The sequence below is a fragment of the Flavobacterium sp. KY-23415 genome, assembly GCF_055384985.1.
The window spans coordinates 2,994,650-3,017,861 of the sequence record NZ_AP044001.1; the positions used below are offsets into that span (position 1 = coordinate 2,994,650).

Annotated in this window: 10 protein-coding genes; 5 read left to right on the plus strand and 5 right to left on the minus strand. The window is 31.6% G+C overall.

Translation table 11 applies throughout. The annotated features are described in order from the left end of the window. Positions 1-3: 3 nt before the first annotated feature. The gene (locus tag ACZ49Z_RS13175; protein WP_464304770.1) at positions 4-819 is read right to left on the minus strand and encodes a tetratricopeptide repeat protein; all 816 of its coding nucleotides are present in this window, start codon (positions 817-819) and stop codon (positions 4-6) included. Further along, positions 807-1,364 carry an RNA polymerase sigma factor gene (locus ACZ49Z_RS13180; protein WP_464304771.1) on the minus strand — a complete coding sequence of 186 codons (558 nt, stop codon included), beginning with the start codon at positions 1,362-1,364 and terminating at the stop codon, positions 807-809. The genes ACZ49Z_RS13175 and ACZ49Z_RS13180 overlap by 13 nt, the downstream gene beginning before the upstream one ends. A 180-nt stretch (positions 1,365-1,544) precedes the next feature. Here ACZ49Z_RS13180 and ACZ49Z_RS13185 point away from each other — a divergent pair, with 180 nt between their 5' ends. From ACZ49Z_RS13185 to ACZ49Z_RS13195, 3 genes are all read left to right on the plus strand, one after another. Beyond that, complete coding sequence (locus ACZ49Z_RS13185; RefSeq protein WP_464304772.1) at positions 1,545-2,861, plus strand: S8 family peptidase; 1,317 nt, start codon at positions 1,545-1,547, stop codon at positions 2,859-2,861. A gap of 85 nt (positions 2,862-2,946) precedes the next feature. After that, positions 2,947-5,700: a CHAT domain-containing protein gene (locus ACZ49Z_RS13190; protein WP_464304773.1), complete on the plus strand. Its 2,754-nt coding sequence runs from the start codon at positions 2,947-2,949 to the stop codon at positions 5,698-5,700. A gap of 193 nt (positions 5,701-5,893) precedes the next feature. Then, positions 5,894-7,000, plus strand: a complete 1,107-nt coding sequence (locus ACZ49Z_RS13195; RefSeq protein WP_464304774.1) for a T9SS type A sorting domain-containing protein — start codon at positions 5,894-5,896, stop codon at positions 6,998-7,000. Positions 7,001-7,098: 98 nt separating this feature from the next. Here ACZ49Z_RS13195 and ACZ49Z_RS13200 read toward each other — a convergent pair whose 3' ends face one another. After that, positions 7,099-9,837, minus strand: coding sequence for a fibronectin type III domain-containing protein (locus tag ACZ49Z_RS13200; protein WP_464304775.1), 2,739 nt, complete (start codon positions 9,835-9,837; stop codon positions 7,099-7,101). A gap of 222 nt (positions 9,838-10,059) precedes the next feature. Continuing rightward, a complete protein-coding gene (locus ACZ49Z_RS13205) occupies positions 10,060-12,687 on the minus strand; it encodes a TonB-dependent receptor (protein WP_464304776.1) in 2,628 nt (875 codons plus the stop codon). Positions 12,688-12,854: 167 nt separating this feature from the next. On the opposite strand from ACZ49Z_RS13205, the gene ychF reads away from it, so the two are divergent. Together ychF and ACZ49Z_RS13215 are read left to right on the plus strand one after the other, a co-directional pair. Beyond that, positions 12,855-13,949: a redox-regulated ATPase YchF gene (gene ychF, locus ACZ49Z_RS13210; protein ID WP_464304777.1), complete on the plus strand. Its 1,095-nt coding sequence runs from the start codon at positions 12,855-12,857 to the stop codon at positions 13,947-13,949. Positions 13,950-14,033: 84 nt separating this feature from the next. Next, positions 14,034-14,699 carry a hypothetical protein gene (locus ACZ49Z_RS13215; protein WP_464304778.1) on the plus strand — a complete coding sequence of 222 codons (666 nt, stop codon included), beginning with the start codon at positions 14,034-14,036 and terminating at the stop codon, positions 14,697-14,699. 117 nt (positions 14,700-14,816) lie between these two features. Here ACZ49Z_RS13215 and ACZ49Z_RS13220 read toward each other — a convergent pair whose 3' ends face one another. Beyond that, positions 14,817-23,207, minus strand: a complete 8,391-nt coding sequence (locus ACZ49Z_RS13220) for a beta strand repeat-containing protein (protein WP_464304779.1) — start codon at positions 23,205-23,207, stop codon at positions 14,817-14,819. Positions 23,208-23,212 lie beyond the last annotated feature (5 nt).

The following is a 23,212-nucleotide window of genomic DNA, read 5'->3' on the forward strand; positions in this document are numbered from 1 at the left end:
TGATTACAGTTTAATTTGCAATGTTTTCTCGTAGTTATAATTGTTTTGGTCTTCTAAAATAATTTTAGAAATTGTTTTTGCTTTTTCTCGATCTTCTAATTTTAAATAGATTAAAAATTCATACCATAGACCTTTAGATTTCTCCTCAAAAGTATTTAACTTGCTTACTTGTTGAAAAACTTGTATTGCTTTTTGATTTTCATTCAATTGTTCATAACTAGCACCAATATATAATAAACTGTAGGGATAAAATTGATCATTTTTGTCTATTTTAATAAACTGAGTAATGGCTTCGTTGTATTTTTTTTCGTGAAATAAATTTTCGCCTAATGTAAATTGATTTATAGTTGCATTGTCGCTTTTTTCTGTAAATGAAGGCAAAGTGTTCCAGTTGTTATACTCTTCATAATAAGAGTATAGGTTGTTACTATTTTGAAAATAGAAAAGACTTGCGAAAATTATGGTTATAGAAGCCGCTACTAAATATCTTAAGAAATTATTTTGTTTCGGTTTCTTTTTTTGTTGTTCTTGTGAATATGAAACACCAATTTCTTTTATTTTTTTGGAAAGATTTTGCAATTCAGGAGAATTTATGTGTTGGTTTATTTTGTGCAATTCACCTTCATTAAACCCGAAATTACAATCAATATTTTTATTTCCAAATGTGGCAAACAAATGCTTTTGAATCATTACTTCTTCTCGTAATTTTTCATTAATAGCCATCTTTTCTTCGAAATCATTTTTTTCTTTTATCGATAATTTGTTGTTCAAATAATCATCAATTTGTTCAAATAACTCTAAATCATTTACATTCCCCATCTTTTTAAAATATCAAATTGTTTGTCGGTTTTTATAAGCTCAATGAGTTTTGTCCTGCATTTAAAAATTCGTTGTCTAACTGTGTTTACTGTTGCATAAGAATGTTCTTCTAAAATAGTTTCATAGCTATCTCCGTTAAAGTAACTTGTTAGTAATTCCTTGCAATTTGGAGACAAAAGATCAAATTTTTCTAAATAAAAATCAAAACACTTTTGTTCCAATACAAATTCATTCAAATTAGTATCATTTACAGTAAGTGTAGGTTCATCTATTTTTATTACCTTGTTTTTTAAAGTTTTTTTCCATAAATTTTTGCAAACCACAAATAAATAGGCTTCAAAAGACTGGATATTTGTCCTTTTTTCCTTTTGAGTAGTTATTATATACATTAATGCATCGTGAAAAACATCGAGAGCATCACTATCATTTCCTTTGTTAGAATGAATGAAGGAATTTACTTTAGGGTATATCTTGGAGTAGATTTCTTTAATAATAATATCGTCTCCATTAAGTAAGGCAATAATATACCTGTCTGAATTTTCCATTTTTTAGGAGTAAATATTTAAAAAAATATAACGTTGGTGAATGGATTTTCTTGTCTAATTGAAAGAAAAAACAAAGATAATAGAATAAAAATGAATAATATATACTTTTAATAATAAAAAAGTGGGTAATAAAATTAATAAATTAGCACTATGAAGTAAATCATTTTAATTTTTTACAATATGAAAAAACTAGTTAACCTTTTAATATTATTTCTTTTAATGTTAATGATGGGTTCTTGTTCTGAAGAAGAGTTAATAGAAAGTTCTACTCAGAAAAATATAGAAAATAGGTCAGCTCCCGTTTCAATGCCATTCAGAATGAACAGACCAATTTATTCAAACAATAAATTAATTGTTCAATATGCAGCAGGAACACAAGAAATTGTAAAAAGGCAATTAAGATTGCAATATCAAGTACAAAGTTTTGAAGTTTGCCAACAATGTAATGATCATTTGATAGAATTGTGGATTTTCGATCAAGGTATAGATATTGAACCTAAAAAAACAGCAATTGAACAAGGAGGTATTGGACCACCTAAATCTGCAACTGGAGCAGGAACGGTTATTGTTGCTGTAGATTATGAGTTCTCTTTTGGTTCAGATACTGCAAGTACAACAATTGGAACAAGTTTTGATACGTCCTACTTACCCTATATTAAAACAGTAAACAATGGAGTGACAATCGCTGTCTTCGATACCGGGATTGCACCCACAATTTCAAACGGAGTAGCTGCATTCACCGAACCTTTTCTATATAATGCTGCTTTTGATGGTGAGCCAAGTACTATTTCGGGATGGGATTTTGTAAATAATGATGCAAACTGTTTTGATGATGAATCTGGACGACATGGAACAATAGTTTCTTCTATAATTAATAGAACCTTAAAACAAAACAGCCCAGCTATTCCACATCAAATATTACCAATAAAAATAAGTAATAACTATGGGAAAGCGAGTTATTTTCATTTTTTGTGTGGTTCACTTTTTGCATTTAAAAGAGCAGATATTTTACAAATGAGCCTAGGATGGTATGATGATGGAGCGGGTAATTTCTTCGAATCTATTTTCTCAAACCTATTAGACATGTATCCTAATGTAATTGTCGTTGCATCTGCTGGGAATTGTAATAATAATAACGATAGTAATTCTCATTATCCTTCTGGATTTTCTAATGATAATATTGTGGCTGTTGCAGCGACTAATGGTTATGTTTATGACGCTACAATTGTTCCTAATTGGGCAGGGTTTTCAAATCATGGAAGTAACACAGTCGATTATTTTGCAACGGGTCAAAATATTCCTTTTCTAGGCTATTCTGTTCAAGGAACTTCATTTGCGGCTCCATTTGTAGCAGCAAAAATTGCAAAAATAAAATACCAAAATCCAACAATGACAAGGGATCAAATTTTGGATTATTTACAAAGCACGGCATTAACTTTGCCAACCACTTTTGAAAATATTAAGCAAGTGAAATATAACAAAGTTATTATGCCATAAATTATAAAAAGGATTAAAATGTATCTTTAAAAAGACTATATTTTAATCCTTTTTTCATAAATTTCACGGATAATTGTTGAATCCCGTGAAAAAAAATCTTTTATTTCTATTATTCTGTTTTACCATTTCATTTGCTCAAAATGGAGTATTGGTAAAAATAGGAGCTATTACAAAATTAGAGTTTGCAAGTGACAGTATAGGAAATGCCAAAAAACTTAGCATGTTATTAGACTTGTTGTCACAGCAGAATAGTTCCACTTCAACAATTGAATTAGGTAAACTCTATTCTAAAATTGGAATATATTACTACAAAACTAAAGATTATAAGAAGGCAGTAAATTATTTAAATAAAGGGATTAAAATATTAAATCAATTTAAAAACAACAAGAACTTAGAGTCTATAAATGAAGTTAGAAACTATTTGGCTTGGACTTATTTTTATTTAGATGATACCGAAAAACAATATGCTGTTTTTAAACAAATTATTGAAGACGATGGTGCAGATAAATATACTATGTCGGCTTATATTGATTATGCTAATTACGAAGCAAGAAAAGGTGATTTTCACCAAGCTATAAACAGATTAGAAACATATTTGTTAAAGAAAAGATCGATAGATGATGAAGTTAGAGTTCGAGCAGTAATAATTGGAATCTATGGAAGGATGTATGAAAATGTTTTCGATAAATCAATTTCTAAAGAGCTACAAATTGTAAAATACCAACAAGAAAGAATCGAAGCAAATTTCTCAAAGACAACATTAGATGAAAGCATTTTATATACTATGTATAATAATTTAGCGAATGTTTATGATGCTTTTGGAGAAACAAAACTGGCTCTAACCATGTATTTAAAAGTTAAAAAATATTATGAGAAAGAGGGAGATTTAGATAATTTAATGAGTGTTCAAAACAATATAGGTTATTTATATGCAAAGCAGCATAAATTTAATGAAGCGATTTCATGCTTTAAAAATGTAATAAAAGAAGCAAAAGATGTATCTCAAAAAGCTACAGCCTATGACAATATGGGTTATTATTTGCAAAGTGTATCTGCAAAGGAAAAGCTAAAATATTTTGAAAGCGCAATTCAGATTGTATTGCAAAAAAAGGATAAAAAATATACGTTACCTTTAATGGTAGAAATTAAAAATTCAGATTATCAGCAAGACATACTTGTATATCTAATGGATTTATCATATCATTATGTGTTAGCATATAAGGAAACCAAACAGGAAAAATATCTATTAGAAGCTAAAAAAGCCTTTTATCGTATTGATGAATTAGTTTCTTTAATTCGATATGAAAGCAATGAAGAAAAATCAAAATTATTTTGGATCGAAAAAGGAGTAGATACCTATATGTTGGCGGTAGAAACCTGTTATTATTTAAATAAACCAGAAGAAGCTTTTTATTTCATGGAAAAAAATAAAGCACTACTTCTACAGGAGAACATAAGAACTTTTAGAGCAAAATTAGAATCAGAAGTTCCTAAAAAACTTGTAGAAAGAGAAAATAGTTTGTTCTATGAGAAAAATATATGGGAAACCAAACTTTGGGAAAGTCCCAATAATGAGGTAGTAAAGAAAAAATATCAATCAAAGCTTGTCGTTTTTAATCGTTTTATGGATTCGCTTCAACAACACTATCCAAAATATGTTAAGATTAAAACGGAAGTTGAAATTATAAAATTAGAAGATGCAATAAAAGGACATGCCTCAAAGGAGCAATGTTTGGTGAGTTATATTGTTAATGAGGAAGAAGGATATGGTATTTTTTGTTTAGAAAAGAAAATATACTTCTTTAAAATTAATGATATTAAAACCTTAAATAAAGATGTTCAAAGACTCAAAAAAAGCATGATTAATCCGCTATTGAATAAAAAAGAAAGAAGTGAATATCAATATTTAGGGAGGCAAATTTTTAAGCAATTATTTCCTTTTGAAAATGCCGAAGAATTAGTCAAGAATAAAAAAATGACGGTTGTTGCAGATGATTTTTTAATAAACTTTCCTTTTGAGGCATTAACAACAACAATTGATAAAAATTTAATAGATAGTTATTTAATTAATAATTGCGAGATTTCATATTTACAATCTTTTTCACTTTTTGAACAGATAAAAAAGAAAAAAAATAAACCCATAAAGAAAATACTTGTCTTTGCACCAACTGAATTTAAAGAACAAAAATTAAATCCATTATTTCGTTCGGAACAGTCTTTAAGAATTTTTGATTCTTTTAATGAAACCACTGTTTTTACTAAAAAGGAAGCAACAAAAGAAAATTTTAAAAAGTTTTCAAAAGATTATGAAATTTTGCATTTTAATACACATGCTGGGATTGATAGTATTTCAAGTGTGCCATGGTTATCCTTTCAAAACGGGAAAATGGTTTTGGAAGAACTTTACGGGTTAGAAAATAATTCGGAGTTAGTAGTGTTAGATGCATGTAAGACAAATCAGGGGAAATTGGCTTCTGGTGAAGGTGTTTTAAATCTTTCAAGAGGTTTTTTTTATAACGGTACTCAAAGTGTGTTAGCTTCTTTGTGGAATGTAAATGAAAAATCGGGAAATGAAATAATTGCTAAATTTTATGAAGAATTAGCTAATGGTAACACTAAATCAAGAGCTTTGCAACTGGCAAAAATAGAATATATAAAAAAGCATCAATTATCTGAAACTACTCCATATTATTGGGCTTCATTTACACTAACAGGAAGTACAAAGACAATGGTGTTTTCTGAAAAAGAGAATAAGATATACGTTATTTTATGTGTAATATTTTTCACAGCATTAATCTGTTTGTTTATTTATAAACGAAGGAAACTACATAAGAAATAAAAGTTAGTTTCTCTCAGTTTTATTTGTAATTCGAATTTAACTGGTTAAAAAACAGCCAACAAGAGATTGTTGGTTTTTTTATTGATTTTTTTGGGTAATGAAAATAAAATATTGATACATAATCATAGATCGATCAAAATGGTGCAACCCGAAAAACCAATAGAACAGAGTAGGGAATAAAAAAGATAAACAAATGAATAAAAAATTATTAAGTATACTTTTTGTGATAATGGGAATTATTACAAATGTAAAGGCAGAGGAAAGTTCTATTATTTTGTCTACTAATTTAAGTTTAGATACTTCATTGGGAAGCAATGTAACTGCCTATCCAAATAGTGTAACTTATCCAGATTACTACGAAGTGAATTTAAGAGTTAGAGCATTAGTAAATACGGGTGAATATGGACGATTTAGTTTTAGCTGTGAAAGGCGAGTAAAAGGGACAATAACATGGGGGATGTTTACTCCAAATACTCCTTTCCCTTTTGCAGGACCTTTATCTACTCCAACATCAACCTATAACCAAAGAGCAATAGTATTGCAAGTAGAAGGAACAGAATATGAGTATAGGGTTAAAGTTACCTTTAATAGCCTAAGCAATGGTTCTAAAGTTGTCTATACTCCTATAAGGACTGCTAAAGTATTGGGAGTTCCAGAACCTTGTTTTACAATGTATAATGTTTTATCTACACAAAACGAGCCTTCTTTTTATGGACCAATGCCTGTTATGACGATTTGTCAAAATGCAGTTACAATAAACGGAAGTTGCAGTAAATTTGAACAAGGCTATCATATTCGTATTGCTGAGTTTAATTTAGCAACATGGTCTTTTGAATCTGATTATTATAATAATTGGGCAGGTACTGGAGAAGCTCCTGCATTTATTAGTTTAAACGCTCTTGCTGCTGGAAATAATAAATATTTTCAAACGGGAAAATTATACGCAGTAGGTTTTTCAATTGGTCCCGTTTGGAAATCAGCTCCAGTTCAGTTTTTTAGAGTTGTTGCTTGTAAAAATTCGGGAGAAGATCAAGAAGGAATTGGTGAAGTACAGTATAATGGTCATTTAACGACTTATCCTAATCCAGTAAATGATATTTTGACAGTTTCAGTTGATTCTTCTGAAAAAATAATTTCATTTGAGATTTATAATATTCTAGGGGCAATTATTAGAAAAGAAGAGCTAATTGCTAAAGATAGTGAATTGAAAATTGATTTTAGTGATTATGATAAAGGTCTTTATTTAGTAACTATTACTACAGATAAAAAGCAGTATCAAGAAAAAATTATTAAACAATAAAGTTAGATTTTTTTGTTAATAAATAAGCTGTCTAAAATATATTCTAAAATTTTTTTTGATTAATTAGAATATATTTTGGACAGCTTTATTGTTATAATCTATTCAACAACTAATTTGGCAGTAAATAGTTTTCTTGAATGTATTTTTATTATATAGATGCCTTTTGGTAAATCTTGTGTTAATAAGGAATATTTATTATTGTTTACATTTTTAGTTGCATATAATAATTGTCCTTCTGTGTTGAATAGTTCAATTTCATCAATAGGATAATCACATTGAATGAAAGTTTGTTTGTTGTTTTTAGAAGGATTAGGGTATAAACGAATACCATTATCGATTTCAAATTCTTTAGTTTTTAATGCTGGTAGAATTTCAAATGAAACTCTATTTGAAACCTCATTATATGAATCATTAGTAAACATTACAATATAGTAATTCCCAGGTTGATTTGGCATGTTTTGAGTTTCAATTTGTGTGTTTCCATTTGCTAAGCCTTGAAAATATTGATAACTGATTAACGGTTGAATATTTGGATTATCTCCTTCATGGTAAATACCTAGCCAATCTTTAACTATCCCTGGTGCATCTGTCCAAGATGCAGTTATTTGTTCTCCTAATTCGTAAACGGGTTTGTTAATCCAAAGATCTGTTACGATATCTCCTACTTTAAAAAATGTTTTATTCCCAATATTATTATAGCTATTTTGTAGAAAATATGAAGCATAATAATATCCTTTTGGTAAATTGCTAAATGTTAATGATCCGTTTGAATTTCTAACATATTGCCAAGCTGTAGATTGAGCATCACCTGCATTTACACCCATTTTATATATACCTATCCAATCATTCGTTAAATTTGGACCATTAGTAAAAGACACAATTACATCGTTACCTAATGAATATTCCGTTTGATCTGTGTTTAACAGTGGAATTGGACCTACATAAAAATAAATTCTATCAGCTACTTCCGTGTAGCCATTGTTTTTAAAAAGAGCTACAAAATATCTGCCACTATTGGTTAAACCAGAGGAAAAATTAATTGTTCCGCTTGAAGAACCGTTTGAATATTGCCATAGTTGAGAGGAAACTAACCCTGGAGTTTGTCCATCCTTATAAATACCAATCCATGTATTGTTTCCTATTGGAGCATTGATGTAATTAACCTTTATTGTTTGATTTGTTGCGTAAGTATTTGTAGAACTGTCTAAGGATAGAGAAGTCAAACCTGTATTACTATTAACTATATCAAACGTAATAACATCACTCCAATCTGACCATTCTAAGTTTCTATCTCTATAGCGTAATTTTGCATAGTACCTTCCGTTATCTAGCGTGTTGGAAAGAATTTCTATTTTTGTTATATCAACACCTAGATTGACATCTACTGTTGAATCTCTTTGCGTTGCATATTTACCAAATAAATTTTCATAATCTCTATAAACTTCCTTTTCAATGACATTGAAATCTTGAAATTTTGAGATAACAAATTGAGAAGTATTTAATAATTCTGATTCATTTGAAGAAAAAGAGCTTCCAGTTAGTGTAATTGGCAACTGAGTCGGAGCAGTAAATATATTCGTGATTGATGGCTTGTTAGGTTTTGTTTTGTTTTTATATCTATGAAATTCATCCATCAATTGATTGTTCTTCCATTTATAGATGCTTCCTATTGAATAGCTTTCTACATCCATTTTTCCGTTGATAACATCTATATCAATAATTTGATACATCCAGTTGCTAATTGTTTTTTGCACGTCTTCAAAATCTTTTTCCGTTGACATAGACCAGTATTGATCCCAAGCTGTACCTCCAGAAATAATATTGTATGTTGGAGTGTTTTTTAATTGACCTCTATGGTATAAATGATGATGGGCACCAATATGCATAATATATTTGTCGGTTGTTGTTAAAAGTGGTACAGCAGTTTCTCTTACCCAATTAGAAATATCACCTACATATTGTTCTGCTTGATAAGGACGATGACTAAGAGAAAATATCCAGTCTATTGTTGAATCATTTTTGGCTGTTGTTAAAACCTGTCGAAGCCAATTGTATTGAGCTGTTCCAGTATGTTCAGAACTAAGACTGATGAAAAGAACATTTCCTGCTTGTTGTGCATAATAGTTTTCAGAGTTAGAAACAATTCCTTGATATGATAATTCACTCATATAGAAATGACTATAGTATGAATTCATGCCTAAAGTGCCATAAGTTTCATGATTTCCTACAGTTGTCTGTATTGGTAAATAACCAGATAAGGCTCTGTTTTTTTTGAAATGCACATTTTCATAATGGTCTAATGTTCCTACATCTACTTGATCACCTACCATAAAAGTCATTGAAATATTATCGTCAGGAGATAAAGTTGAACCCCATTTTTCTTTAATTTTTCTTTTAGCTGCAGAAACTAAAGAATCATATCTTGGTTCATTTTTCAATTGATTATCTCCCATGATTAAAAAACGAATATGCCCATCTGCTGTTGCTGCTTCTCCAGGGTTTGGAAGTGTTTTAAATGAAAAAACATTTGAGACTTCACTACCTGTTTTTATGCGGTAATAATATTTAGTGTTTGGAGAAAGATTTGTGAGTTTAGCTGAATGGTAGTAATAGTTTCCAGGATATCCAACATCGGTTAAAATATTAGTGTTTCCTGTTACAGTAACGTTTAAATTAGTGTCAATACTTCCATATTCAACAATGGTTTCGCTGTTGCTACTCGTTTTCCAATTAATGTAGATTGAGTTTGGTGTGACATTTTGTAAATAAGGATGTAAAGTTTGTGAGATACCAAAATTTAGCAATAAAAAACAAACAAAAGATAGTAGTTTTTTCATTTTTAGATGTTTAATGTTTAGAAAGTCAAAATTACTTTATACATAAAATCTAAAATTGTTGTAAAAGTTATGAATGGATCACTGTTATTTAAATTAACGTTATTTAGTTTAAAAAAAGTTTAATTTTACGGAAATATATTAAGTATATATTAAAAAAAAGAGTGTCTAAAAAACAATAAAAATTTTTTAGACACTCTTTTTTATATGGATATATTAACTTTTTTAGAAGTTAAACCCAATTCTTGCATAATAATATGCACCACTAAAGCCCATTTGAACAGAGTCCCAATATCCACCAGCTTCTGTGTCTCCAATTTCATCTTGTTTATCAGGATATACATTCAATAAGTTATTACTTCCTAATGTCAATTTTAAGCTTTTTGTAAATTGATAACCAACAGTTAAATCAGTTACTGTTTTTGCGTCATAAACATCATCTTGATCAGAATAATCTACTAAAACTACTTTACTAAAACGAGTTAAAGCAAGTCCAGCATCAAACTTGTTTCTATTATAAGCAACGTTTAGCCCAAATTTATTAGCCGGTGCTGAGGCTAAAAGGAATGCTTTTTCTCTTTTACCAAAGAAAGTTTCTTCAGGAAGCAATGCACTACTTTTTACTTTGTCAATTTTCATATCGTTAATATTTCCTACTAAAGTTGCAGAATATGTTGCATTGCCTATATTTTTTTTCCAAGCTAAAACTAAATCTAGTCCTAATGTTTTGGTATCTACACCATTTGCAAAAAATTGTGCTTCAGAAACACCAATGTTTAAAGCAGAAGCGTTAAAATAACCTGTCAAAATAATACGGTCTTTAACATTGATAAGGTATCCATCAAGAGTAGTTGTAAAATCGCCAAAAGATGCTGTGAACCCTAAAGATGAATTTATCGCTTTTTCTTGATTTAATTTTTCTATTCCAAATGCTCTAGTAACAGGACTGTTATTAGGAGATAATAAAACTTCGGTTGCACCACCAGAGTTGAAATTTGTAAAGCGCAAATTATAATAAATTTGAGCCAATGAAGGAGCTCTAAATCCAGAACTTATAGAGCCTCTTAGGTTTATTTTATCGGTTATTTTAAATCGAGTTGCTAATTTACCATTAAGTGCAGATCCAAAATCGCTATAATTTTCAAAGCGAAGTGCTGTGCTTATTAAAAAAGATTCGGTAACATCTAATTCAGTATCAGCATACAAAGATAGGTTGCTTCTGTTTTTGGTAAGCTCGTTAGCTAAACTATAACCAGGAAAACCTTGTGACCCACCAGGTCTTGGGTTTCCAGAGATTGGGTCAGTTGGTATGGTTTGGTTTGCAGGATCGGTAACAACTTGTCCGTTAATGTCGTAAGTAGCATATGAGCCTTCTTCTCCAGCAAAAATACTAAACTGTTCTGTTCTAAACTCTGCACCCAAAGCCAAGTTAAAACCCTTTAAAAAGGTTTCGTAATTTTTGGAAAAGTCAAAATTTAAGGTATTTTGGCTTAAACTATGTCCACCAGCATCAAATTCCGTTGGTGAAGCAGCTTCTAGCGATGCATTGAGAGTACCTTTGATTGTATAATGAAATAAGTTTTTTCCAAAAGTATTACTAATATCAATATTCCATCCGTTTTCTGTTTTTGTGCGTATTCCAGCAGCTATAGAACTGTCAAATATTACTGATGTAATTCTCGGAGTATAACCACCTGGATAAATACTTTCAACCACTCTTTCTCCGTCATTTCTAGTAAAAGCATAGGCGTCAGTATTACGATAATTTCTTCCTCCAAATAAATAAAATTCTGTTTTATCTGAGATTTTAGTTTTTACATTTCCAAAGAAATTAAATCCGTTTATAGCTGCTTCTCCAAAACCTTTTCTAAAATCATAACCTGGGCGTAATGTTTTGTTTTTATCCAAATATTCAAGTGTGAAATTAGCAAATCCTTCTTTTCCTAATTTTACACCATAATTTGTTGCGATTTTTAAAGATCCACCATCAAAATTTTGATCTTTTCCAAAGGTGTTTCCATTTCCATTTTGATCTAAACGAAACCCTTTTGTATTTGGAGTACCTGGTAAAAAATCACCTTCTGCATTTGCATTATAGGCTCCATAAGTTATGTTCCCAGAAATCCCTTCATTATTATCATTTAGAACAATATTAATTACACCCGCTATAGCATCAGAACCATATTGGGCAGAAGCACCATCTCTTAAAATTTCGATTCTTTTAATTGAACTAGAAGGAATTGCATTTAAATCTGTTCCTGTATTTCCACGTCCTCTTGTTCCAAATAGATTAATTAATGAAGATTGATGTCTTCTTTTTCCGTTAATTAAAACTAAAGTTTGGTCTGGACCTAAACCTCTAAGCGAAGCTGGGTCAACGTGATCAGCACCATCAGATCCAGATTGTTTATTGGCATTGAAAGAAGGAGCAACATATTGAAGTAGTTGATTAATTTCAATTTTACCACTCTGAGTACTAATGTCTTTTACGTCAATAACATCTACAGCAACAGGAGATTCTGTAACAGTTCTTTTCGGACTTCTTGAACCAACCACTTGAATTTCATCTAGTTCTTGTCCTTCAATTAAAATTACATTTAATTCTTTTCCATTAACAATTTTTTCTACACTATTAAAGCCGATATAGCTAAAAATAAGTGTAGATCCTTGATTTACATTGATTTGAAACTTACCGTTAAAATCGGTTGTCACTCCGTTTTTAGTGTTTTTTTCAATGACATTTACCCCTACAAGTGGTTCTCCAAATTCATCAGAGACGGTTCCTGTGACTTGTTTCTGTGAGAAAATTAAGTTAAATGCGGAAAACAGTAGTAATAATGTTAGTTTTTTCATAAAAAAATATTTATTTGTTTGATATATCAAATATAAGTTAAAAAAAACATAATTTTATTTTTAAGTATAATTAATCAATAACTAAAGTTACTGGAGCTTTGAGACTTTGTAACTTTTAAAGTATATTTGCAAACTTTAAAATGAACTACTTGTAAAAAAAATATACTATGAAAGCAGGAATTGTAGGATTACCAAATGTTGGAAAATCAACACTATTTAATTGTTTGTCAAATGCAAAAGCACAAAGTGCCAATTTTCCATTCTGTACGATTGAACCCAATATTGGTGTGGTAAATGTACCAGATCCTAGAATAGTAAGACTTGAAGAACTTGTAAAGCCAGAGAGGGTACAAATGGCGACAGTAGATATTGTAGATATTGCAGGATTAGTAAAAGGAGCAAGTAAAGGAGAAGGTTTAGGAAATCAATTTTTAGGAAATATTAGAGAATGTAATGCTATTATTCATGTATTGCGTTGTTTTGATAACGACAATATTGTGCATGTTGATGGCAATGTTAATCCTATTCGTGATAAAGAAACAATCGATATAGAATTGCAATTAAAGGATTTGGAAACGGTTGAAAAACGTTTAGAAAAAACAAATCGTGCTGCTAAAACAGGAAATAAAGAAGCGCAAGCTGAAAAAGCGTTACTTGATAGAATTCGTGAAACATTATTGCAAGGAAAATCTGCACGTGTAGTGGTTCCGCAAAATCAAGATGAAGAAGAATTAATGGAAGAATTCCAATTGATTACTTTAAAACCTGTTTTATATGTATGTAATGTAGATGAAAGTTCTGCTGTTTCTGGGAATAAATATGTAGAACAAGTAAAAGAATTAGTTAAGGATGAAAATGCTGAGGTTATTATTCTTTCAGTAGGTGCAGAAGCGGATATAACTGAATTAGAAAGTTATGAAGAACGTCAGATGTTTTTGCAAGATATGGGATTAACAGAACCAGGTTCGGCAGTTTTAATTCGAGCAGCTTATAAGTTGTTAAATCTACAGACATATTTTACTGCTGGAGTTAAAGAAGTAAGAGCTTGGACAATTAAAATAGGAGATACTGCACCAAAAGCTGCTGGAGTTATTCATACTGATTTTGAAAAAGGCTTTATTAGAGCGGAAGTAATTTCTTTTGAGGATTATTCAAATTATGGTTCAGAAAGTAAAGTGAAAGAAGCTGGAAAATTGAGAGTAGAGGGTAAAGAATATATTGTTAAAGATGGTGATGTAATGCATTTTAGATTTAACGTATAATAAAAAAATAAAAATATTTTAAAGAGAAGACCGTAAAAGCTATTTTGCGGTTTTTTTTGATTTTTAAAAATGAATTGATAGTAAATGAAAAAAATAGCAGTTTTCTTTTTTATTGTATTGTTCACTTCTTGTAAAGAAGTAAGAGCCGTTCCAGAGGGAAACACTTTTTATTTTGAAACTCCACAGCCAATAAATGATTCAGAACTGAAATCATTTCCAAAGAAATTTCAAGGGTTGTATATGGATTTAGATTCTGTGTATTTAAAAATTAGCCATGATATTATTACAGATGAATATTTCCGCAGGTTTAAAATGGGGTTACAATCTTTTGATTCTCTAAAAAGAGATTTTATTATATCGGAAAATGATATTATTTCAAAAGAGTTTAAAGATTTAAAATATACCTATAGAAAATTAAAAGATTCGATTGAAATTACAGATTATAGAATTGATACTATTTTTCAGTTTTCAGATTTTCAAAAAGCAAAACGTATTAATGGAAATATTGTTATTAGTGAAAAAGATGGTGTTTATTGGAACGTGAAAATGTTAGTGTTTGAAAAAAATAAACTAACTCTGAAGCAATTATATTCTGATTCCGACTTGAATAATATGAATTCTATTACAGTAACAAAATCTAGAAAAATTGACTCTACGACATTTATTATTTCTCCAAAAAGAAGCGAATTTAAGCAGTTTTTTAAATTGAAAAACTTTGGATATGATTCGAATTATAAGAAAATTAAATAAAGGTAATACAATTCATCATTTGAATTTACTGGAATAAAACGTTCTTTTTTTCTCTCTATTTCAAGACATAAAATTATAAAAAAACACCTTCAATTTTTTTTGAAGGTGTTTTCATTTCTATTCGTCTATTTTTTTTGTCAATCTAGGGTTTATTAATATGCAATCAACACATTCGAGTGCATTTACATTAAAATCATCTCCAGGTTTGTCAGTACAATAAGTGGTAACGTTCCAATTTAAGAAATAATTGTAGGTGTTACTAAGTGTAGAGGTGTCATTATTATCAATTCCTCCATTTACAATTAGGGCGTTTCCGATACTGAATGGAAAATCTTCATAATTAACTGTATTTGGTGTCGCAATTGATGAAGGACTTAATAGTAATCCTGTCATTGGATTATCAGGATCAATACTTTCAATAACAAGATTGAAGTTACCAGAACCAATATACCAGTTTGTAAATGTAACGGTTAATGTGCCACCATTTGCTACTGTTAAAGTCCCTGTTTCATATAGTTTTGTTTGTGTTCCTGCATGATATAAGACTAATTTAAAGCCAGTTGTAGTTGATGCATCATTAGTGTCATCATAAAGTATTACACTATTTAATTTAGTATATTCTGTGGTTGTGAAATTCATTCCTGTTTGTTCCATTAATGATGTAGATTGATTATCTACATCCGCAGCAAGACTAGCATGTAAATAACCGCCAGTAGAAATGTTGTTTTTTAATAAACCAACAGTAGCATTCCATGTTCCAGTGGCAGCAATTGCATTTGGATTAACGGTAACGTTTCCAGATACTGAGCTTGTTGTACCAGCAGAATAATATGCTTTACCTATTGCATCTTGAATAAAATAATAACGTGTACCGACTGAAGCAATATTATCATTCGTAATAGGGATTGTAGAATTTTTTTGTACACAAATTCTCTGAGTAGTTATGTCAGAAGTAACTGTTGGGCAACCTATTGTTGTTAGATAAATATATGGACTTTCATACCCTGTAGCGGAACTTCCACTACAAGCAGGAACAATTCTAATGTATACATTACTTGTATGTGAACCAATAGTATAATCATATTCAGGATCTGAAATAGCAACAGAACTTAGTAAAGGAGAGAAAGTGTTACTAGCAGAGCTTTGGAAAATATAACCTTCTTGATGTTCATATTTCTCTCCAGTTGAGACATAATTAAAGAAACTCTTAATTTTTACAGTAGTGTTTGGACAAATAATTTTTGCAGTTGCATTATTTGTGTTAGCTGTAGTTCTTGTCTCATCTGTACTATTATAAGTATATTTATTTAGTTCATTAGGAGCCAAAATTTGGAAGTTATTAGAAGCTGTTAATGTAGCAGGGCTTCCTCCATCTAGTTCAGGTGTATGTAATGTATTAGAATTTCCTCCACTAGTATATAAATCCACATTGTTTATGCAATAGGGAAGAGTAGTACCAGTAACAACATAATATTGAGTGCTATTATAAGAGCCATCATCTGTAGCAATAATAAAGTATTCTATGGTTAAAGGAGGGGTTAATGTACCATTTAGCAAAGAGAAATCGAAGACAAAAGTATAGTCATCTCCGCTTATTGTTGAAGGATTCACCCATTTCCACCCATTAAAGCTACTGTTATTTTGTGTAGCATTTGGAACTTGATTAGTATTGGTTGAAAGTTTATAATATAATCGAGGTGCGTCAGAACCTGTGCCCACACTTACAGTACTAACATTCTTAATAATTGTAGCCGTTAATGAAACATTAGACATACAAATAGTATTTTTTACGTCATCAAATACAATTGATAATGTTTTTGAATATTGAGCATTTCCAGTCGTTTGGTAAGCTCCAGCAGTAGCATTTGTGGCAGGTCTAGATCCTACTGTAACATAATCGTCATTGATGGTAACAGCTCCAGTTGTTGCTTTTATGGGACTAAACACATAAGAAGTACTACCTGTTGTAATATATCGCTTACCAGGATTGCTTGTGCCCCCAACAAAAGGTTGCGGAATTGATTGGTTTAGTCCTGCGTTTAAATCAGATGTAGTTGTATATTCTGCTCCAGCCATATATTTTTCATATTCAGAACAGGGTAGGTTAAAATCTGTATTTACAATTAAATTTTGTGTTGTATTTGCTGTTGCAGCACTTATAGCAAAGCAATTTCTCAGTCCTCCAGTTGTGTTAGCTATGGTTCCTTGTCCGTATAAATAATTCCAGGTTCCAGGGTTGACATAATATGAGTTACCGTTTGTTTTTGAGGTCATATCACCTGGATATTTTTTTGCTGTTCCAACAAGTACTTGTCGCATAGCGATGGACGCTCCTGTTCCTTTATTTGTTGATTCAATAGCTATAATGTTATTCCTAAAGGTATATTTTTCATAAGCACTACTTTGATTTCTTGTTCCATTAGATATACTATACGGTGCATATAAAATTCCTGATGCTCCAAAAATCCCAGCACTAGTAACATTTGAAGTTACTGGTGTTGAAGTTACAGGATCTCCAAGAGTAACTGTATTATGATCCATGTAAAAATCACCATATTTATTAATAAATATCCCAGTAATGGCACTTGGAGCATTCATTGAAGGAGCGTAGAGATCATATATAAAATTATTATTTATGGCATAGATATTTTTCTGATATGTGGTTGATGTAGATCCAATCACTCCAATGCCTAGATTTCCATCTAGATAAGTTGAAGCTGTTGTTGAAGTGTTAATATAGCCAAGACTGGTAAGAGTTGAATTGTTATAAATTAGATTTTTTGTTACATCTGCTCTTTTAACAGCTTCAACGGTTATTCCTCGCATTGAAAAGATGTTGTAATCTACACCAGTGTGAGCATTTGCTACGGTTAAGGCGGTTTTTAATTTATCTCCTTTGATTCCTGTTATAGTATTGTTGTTAATGGTTGTGGTAATATTTGTGATTTTACCTTTTACTCTAATTCCAGATACAACAGCATAGGTTGATGGAGTTGCTCCTGATGCTAATAATAGTTCCAGACCATTAATGTGATTGTTTTCAATGAATTGGTTTTGAGCATTGGTTGTGTTAATTGCATAAATTCCATTTAGATAGGAATAACTTCCCCCTCTCATTCCTCTTCTAATATTGTTGTTTAGAACATTGTCTTTTATGTTTAAAGTACTTGTTCCAGAAGAAGGTAGAGCTTGCACCTCAATTATAGAAGAATGATTTGAAGGATTTTGGTATGAATTATCCTTAGCATACGTAAAATCATTATTCTCTATAGTATTGTTATTAATATCAGTCATAGTTCCGCCTTTAGTAATTTGTAGCATTCTACAAAGAATTTGAGTTGCTGTTCCTGTATTTGAACGTGCTATATTATTACTAATAATATTGGAATTGACACTAACCGAAGCTCTTGTGGCCGCAGAATTGTTTGTGTTAAAAACTATTCCTGATAGTTTACTGCCAGCTGCTGGATTTGCGGTTCCATCACCTAATCCTAAAGTTGTAATACTATTAGTATTGATTGATGTTGTACTATAATTAGCTCCCCAATATATTCCAACAACTCCTTCAACAGCACTAGTTGTAATTCCTGTTGAGTTTAAATTGGTAATTGTGTTTCCATCTATAGTAGCAGTCATACCATTTCCATCAATAACTGAAAAGTAGTTAACGGTGTCATAACCTGCATCATTATATACAGGTCCAGTAGTAATTCCATATGCTTTGCCTAATTTGGTATAGAGTCCATTAATGGTATTGTTGCTGATAGAAAGGTTATCTAGAGCTATTTGTTTTCTAGCCCATACTGTGCCAGGAGCATACATGATTCCTATTGCATCACTAGCATTTGTTGCTGGAGCAGCCGTGTTTCCATATAGATTAGTAATGTTGTTATTGTTAATCATTACTTTTCCAATATTTTTTAAGCCGTTGTTCCCTCTTTCAAAAGTTCCAAATTCAATTCCTATTACCCTGTAATGATTGGCATATCCGTTACTTATAGTGTTACCTTCAATCACAGCATCTTTTAATGCTCCAAAAAATATTCCTTTTGGAACTTTGATAGAATGGGTGGGCCATGTAACTGCTCCTCCGGTATAGGCAATGCCTAAATAAGCTCCGAAATTAGTGATTGTGTTTCCTTCGGAAACTTTTCCGAAAATATTGCCAGTACCAGCAATTGTAGTTCCTTTATAGCGATCATTTGCCCAGAATCCATAATAACATTCGTTTATTGTATTTGAATAAAATTCGTTATATGAATTTACATCGTTTGAAGAAATAATGCCAGTCGAGTTACAATCGGCATTGATGTTTTCTGTTGTATTTGCTCCGTTTAATAAAGCGTCCCAATAAACCATAGCTATACCTTTTGTGTAAAGTGGAAGTACTTGTATGTAGCCATTAGAGGATACGTTTATTGTTCCATTTTGCCTTCTATCTAAAGTTATACTACAATTTTTTACAATATTATGTTGCGAACCGTTTGCTCCTAGTGAAGTTGTTCCTTTTTGTTTTTTGAAAAAGACAATCCCGAGTTCTGTCCACTTATTGTTATTTGGAGTAGTTGCATTGTTTGGATTTTCAATGAGTGAAAGTCCTTCAAATGTAGTATAATCAGATCCTGCAATTCCTATGATATAATCATTTAATGAAACTCCAGTTGCCGCTGTAAAGACTGGTTTAGCACCACTATTGTTCCATTTAAACTTAATAGGGTCTGCACTTGTTCCTGAAGCAGTTAATAAGAAACCAGAATATTTTGCATATGTCGTTCCTGCTGGTACAGTAGGGTATCCCATTGGAGCTGTTTCAGTATAATTTCCTGGAATAGTAACGGTATAACCACCAGCATTGGGAGTCGAAGCCCAGTTAGCAGCTCCCATAGCATTATCCAATGTTTTAAAGTCAGTTAATATTGTTGCTGTTAAAGGTAAATCTGTAGGGGTAAAACTGTAAATACTCCCACTACCAGGCCATAGAGTTACAAAGTCATTAGGTGACATATTTGAATAAGTAGTGTTACTTAATGTAGCATTAGGAGTAACTGAATAAAATTCTTTTGTCTGTGCAGTTGTCCCTATTGCCATTCCTATAGATGCATTTGTCGTATTATTTATGCCTTGATCGTATAGATATTCTATTTTGTTAGTTCCTTCATGAAGTGCTATTTGGAACACTAAAGCAGTATTTCCTATTGCATTTGAAATGCTATTTCTCCATTCAACGATCAATTTTCGGTTAGGTGCACTACCTGTTATTGTCCTAGTAACTCCTCCGTTTGTAGCAGCATTTCCTGTGGCAATATAGTCCCAATAGGCAAATAATGTTGGAGTATTCGTTGGAGAAACAATATTGTTTACATATTCATTGGTTACAACTGTATTACCTAATCTTAATAGACCATTGGAATTTACAGAGTAAGTTGTATAATCTGTTCCTTTGAAATTAAATGTAAACCCAATATTTTCAATTGCAGATACAGTATTAGTAACCGCTGGATTAATTAGTTTTTTACTGGAATTTGTTCCCACACCAATTTTAAATTCAGAGACAATTAGTGCAATACTGTTTGATCGCACTCTAATATAACGTGCTGAGGTTGAACTAAAAGTAAAAGTATTTAATTGGCTGGCTACCATACCTGAAATAGAGGGTACTAATGTTGTCCAAGTTAAAAAATCATTACTAGATTCAATCACGGCTCCATTTAAATTGGCAATTGATGTAGTAGCAATTTCAATTTGAGAAAAAGTTTTAGAACTTCCCAAATTAAGACCAATATAAGCGGGATTTGATCCTGTAGCTGTTGCTGTTTGCGCTCCTATAACATTATAGATTCCGTCATAAAATTTTGTTGAGGAAGCATAATTAGTCCCTGATGATTGATACAAATCAGGTGAGATTTTAAATTCACTGACAGCAACTATTCCTGTTGCTGCTCTAAATACTCTTATAAATCGGGCTGTAGTATTTGAAAAGCTGAAAATATCTGGATATGTAGTGCTAGAACCTGTAATTGTAGCAGCTGTTGTTCCTGTTCGATTGTTTTTAACAGTTAATGTCGTCCAAGTTATTGCATCTGTGCTTACTTGCAAAGTAGCCCCATCTAAATTAGCTACTGCTCCACTTGTTGCTAATTGTACCATATTGATAGTTTGAGAAGTCCCTAAATCTATCATTACCCATTGGTTAGTTCCTGAACTGGTAACAGCAGCAGCAGCTGTTGAGTTATTGCTTAAATTAATTGGAGTTCCAAGTGATGTTCCTGAGGATTGAGATACTACAGATCCGACTCTAAATTCGCTTATGCCAATTGCTGAACCATCTAATTTGATGAGTCTTGCATATTGGGCTGTCTGCGCACTAAAAGTATAGGTACGTAGTGTGTTTAATACAGAACCTTCTACGGTTGAATTACTTATTTCCGTGGTTGTGTTGGTTAATGTAGGGACTGTTGTCCATGAATAACCATCATTACTAACTTGAAATGTACTACCATCTAAGTTGGTTGTTGCAGTAAGAGGTGCTAAGACTATGGTATTAAAAGTCTTTGGAGAACCGAAATTTATGCCAGCATATTGATTTACACCTACTACGGTAGTGCTTAATGCTCCTGTTGTATAAGTTCCTTCAGAAAATTGAGTAGCAATAGCATTGTTTGCTAGTGAAGTTGCACTAGATTGAAATATTGCTGGAGCAACTCTAAATTCACCTAAACTTACAATGCCTGAACCACTTCTAAATACTCTTATGTAGCGAGCATTCTGATTGCTAAATGTATAGGTAATGGGATAGACAATGCTAGAACCTGAAAAAGTTGTGCCAGTAACACCCGTTGCATCATTTGTAAAGGTCAAGTTTGTCCAGTTTATGGCATCTGTACTGATTTGTAATTCAGCCCCATCTAAATTTCCAACAGCTGTTCCTGCGGCTATTTGTACATGTGAGAAATTTTTATTGCTACCAAAATCAAGCATCACATATTGGTTTGTTCCCGTTCCTGTTGTGGTTGTTGCAGCAATAGCATTGTCATATAGATTCCCAAAGTTTGTAGCTACAGGTTTAGTCCCAGAGGATAAAGTTATTGCTGGAGAAACTATAAATTCACTGATTGCTAGTGTGCTGGCTGCTGTTCCTTTAAGAACTCTTACATATTGAGCTGTTACTGGAGTTGAAAAATAGTAAGGCACCAATTGAGTAGTACTAGATCCTGTTATAGAGGCAACTTGCGTGGTCCAAGTTATAGCGTCATTACTGGTTTGAATGGATGAACCATCAAGGTTTGCAACCGATGTGATTGTAGCTAGTTGCACATGTGAAAACGTTACAGGTTTTCCAAGGTTAATTACTGCCCATTGTGTTATTCCAGCCGTAGCAGCAGTGGTAATCCCTGTTGTAAAAGAACCGTCGTTTAATGTGGTTTTATTTCCTGATAAAGCTAGTGTTGTTGCTGAAGAGGTTCTCACTTCAGGTGCTACTTGAAACTCTGAAGTTTCTACTATAGATGCAGTTGATTTATAAACTCTTATATATCTTGCATTTTGAAGAGGAAAATTAAAAGTTATAGGATAAGTTGCGCTTATACCAGCAATTGTCGCCCCAGAAACGCCAGTTGCACTATTGGTGGTAGTAAGTGTTGTCCATGTAGATCCATTTGTACTTACTTGAAGTTCTGCTCCATTTAAATTAGCAACAGTAACGGCACAAAGTTTTACAGCTGAAAAATTTCGATTACACCCAAGATCTTGCATAATCCATTGTCCTGCTGATGTTGCAAGTGTTGTGGCAGCAGCAGAAACTACGTTGTCATAAAGATTAATTGGTGTTCCTAAAACAGTTCCAGAAGATTGACTAACGGAAGGGAGTAGTCTAAATTCGCTCAAATCTAACTTTGAATCATATTTGGTAAGTCTAACATAACGAGCGGTTACGCTGGCAAAACTAAATAATGTTAAGCTAGTATTTGTTGCTCCACTTATACTTGTAAGTGGTAATCCATTGGCGTTAGAAACAACGGTTGTCCATGTTGTACCATCTGGACTTGTTTGTAATGTAGCACCATTTAAATTAGCGGCAGTAATAGCGGCTAGTTGTATACCAGAAAAGGTGGTTGATTGTCCAAGGTCAATAGTTATAGTTTGTAACCCACCATTACCAGTTGTTCTAGCTCCAGTTGTATAATTTAAATCGTATAAATCTTCAAGAGTAGCTAAATAATTTGTTCCTCCATTAGTTTCATAAACATCAGTTGATGATTGAGATACTGCACTAGGTGAAAATGTGTTTAGAAAAATGCCTTGAGGACGAATTGAAATTGGTAATAATTGATTTTGCATATTTCCAGACAGTGATACTCCTTCTGGATAATAGTATGTTGAAACACCAGAATTAGAGTTATATATACTTCCTGTTGAGGTTTCGAATTTTAGGTATTTATTTTGAGACAAACCCAAAACAGAAAAAAGAACTCCAACACAAGTCATGATTAATTTAAATAGCTTTTTCATCTGTT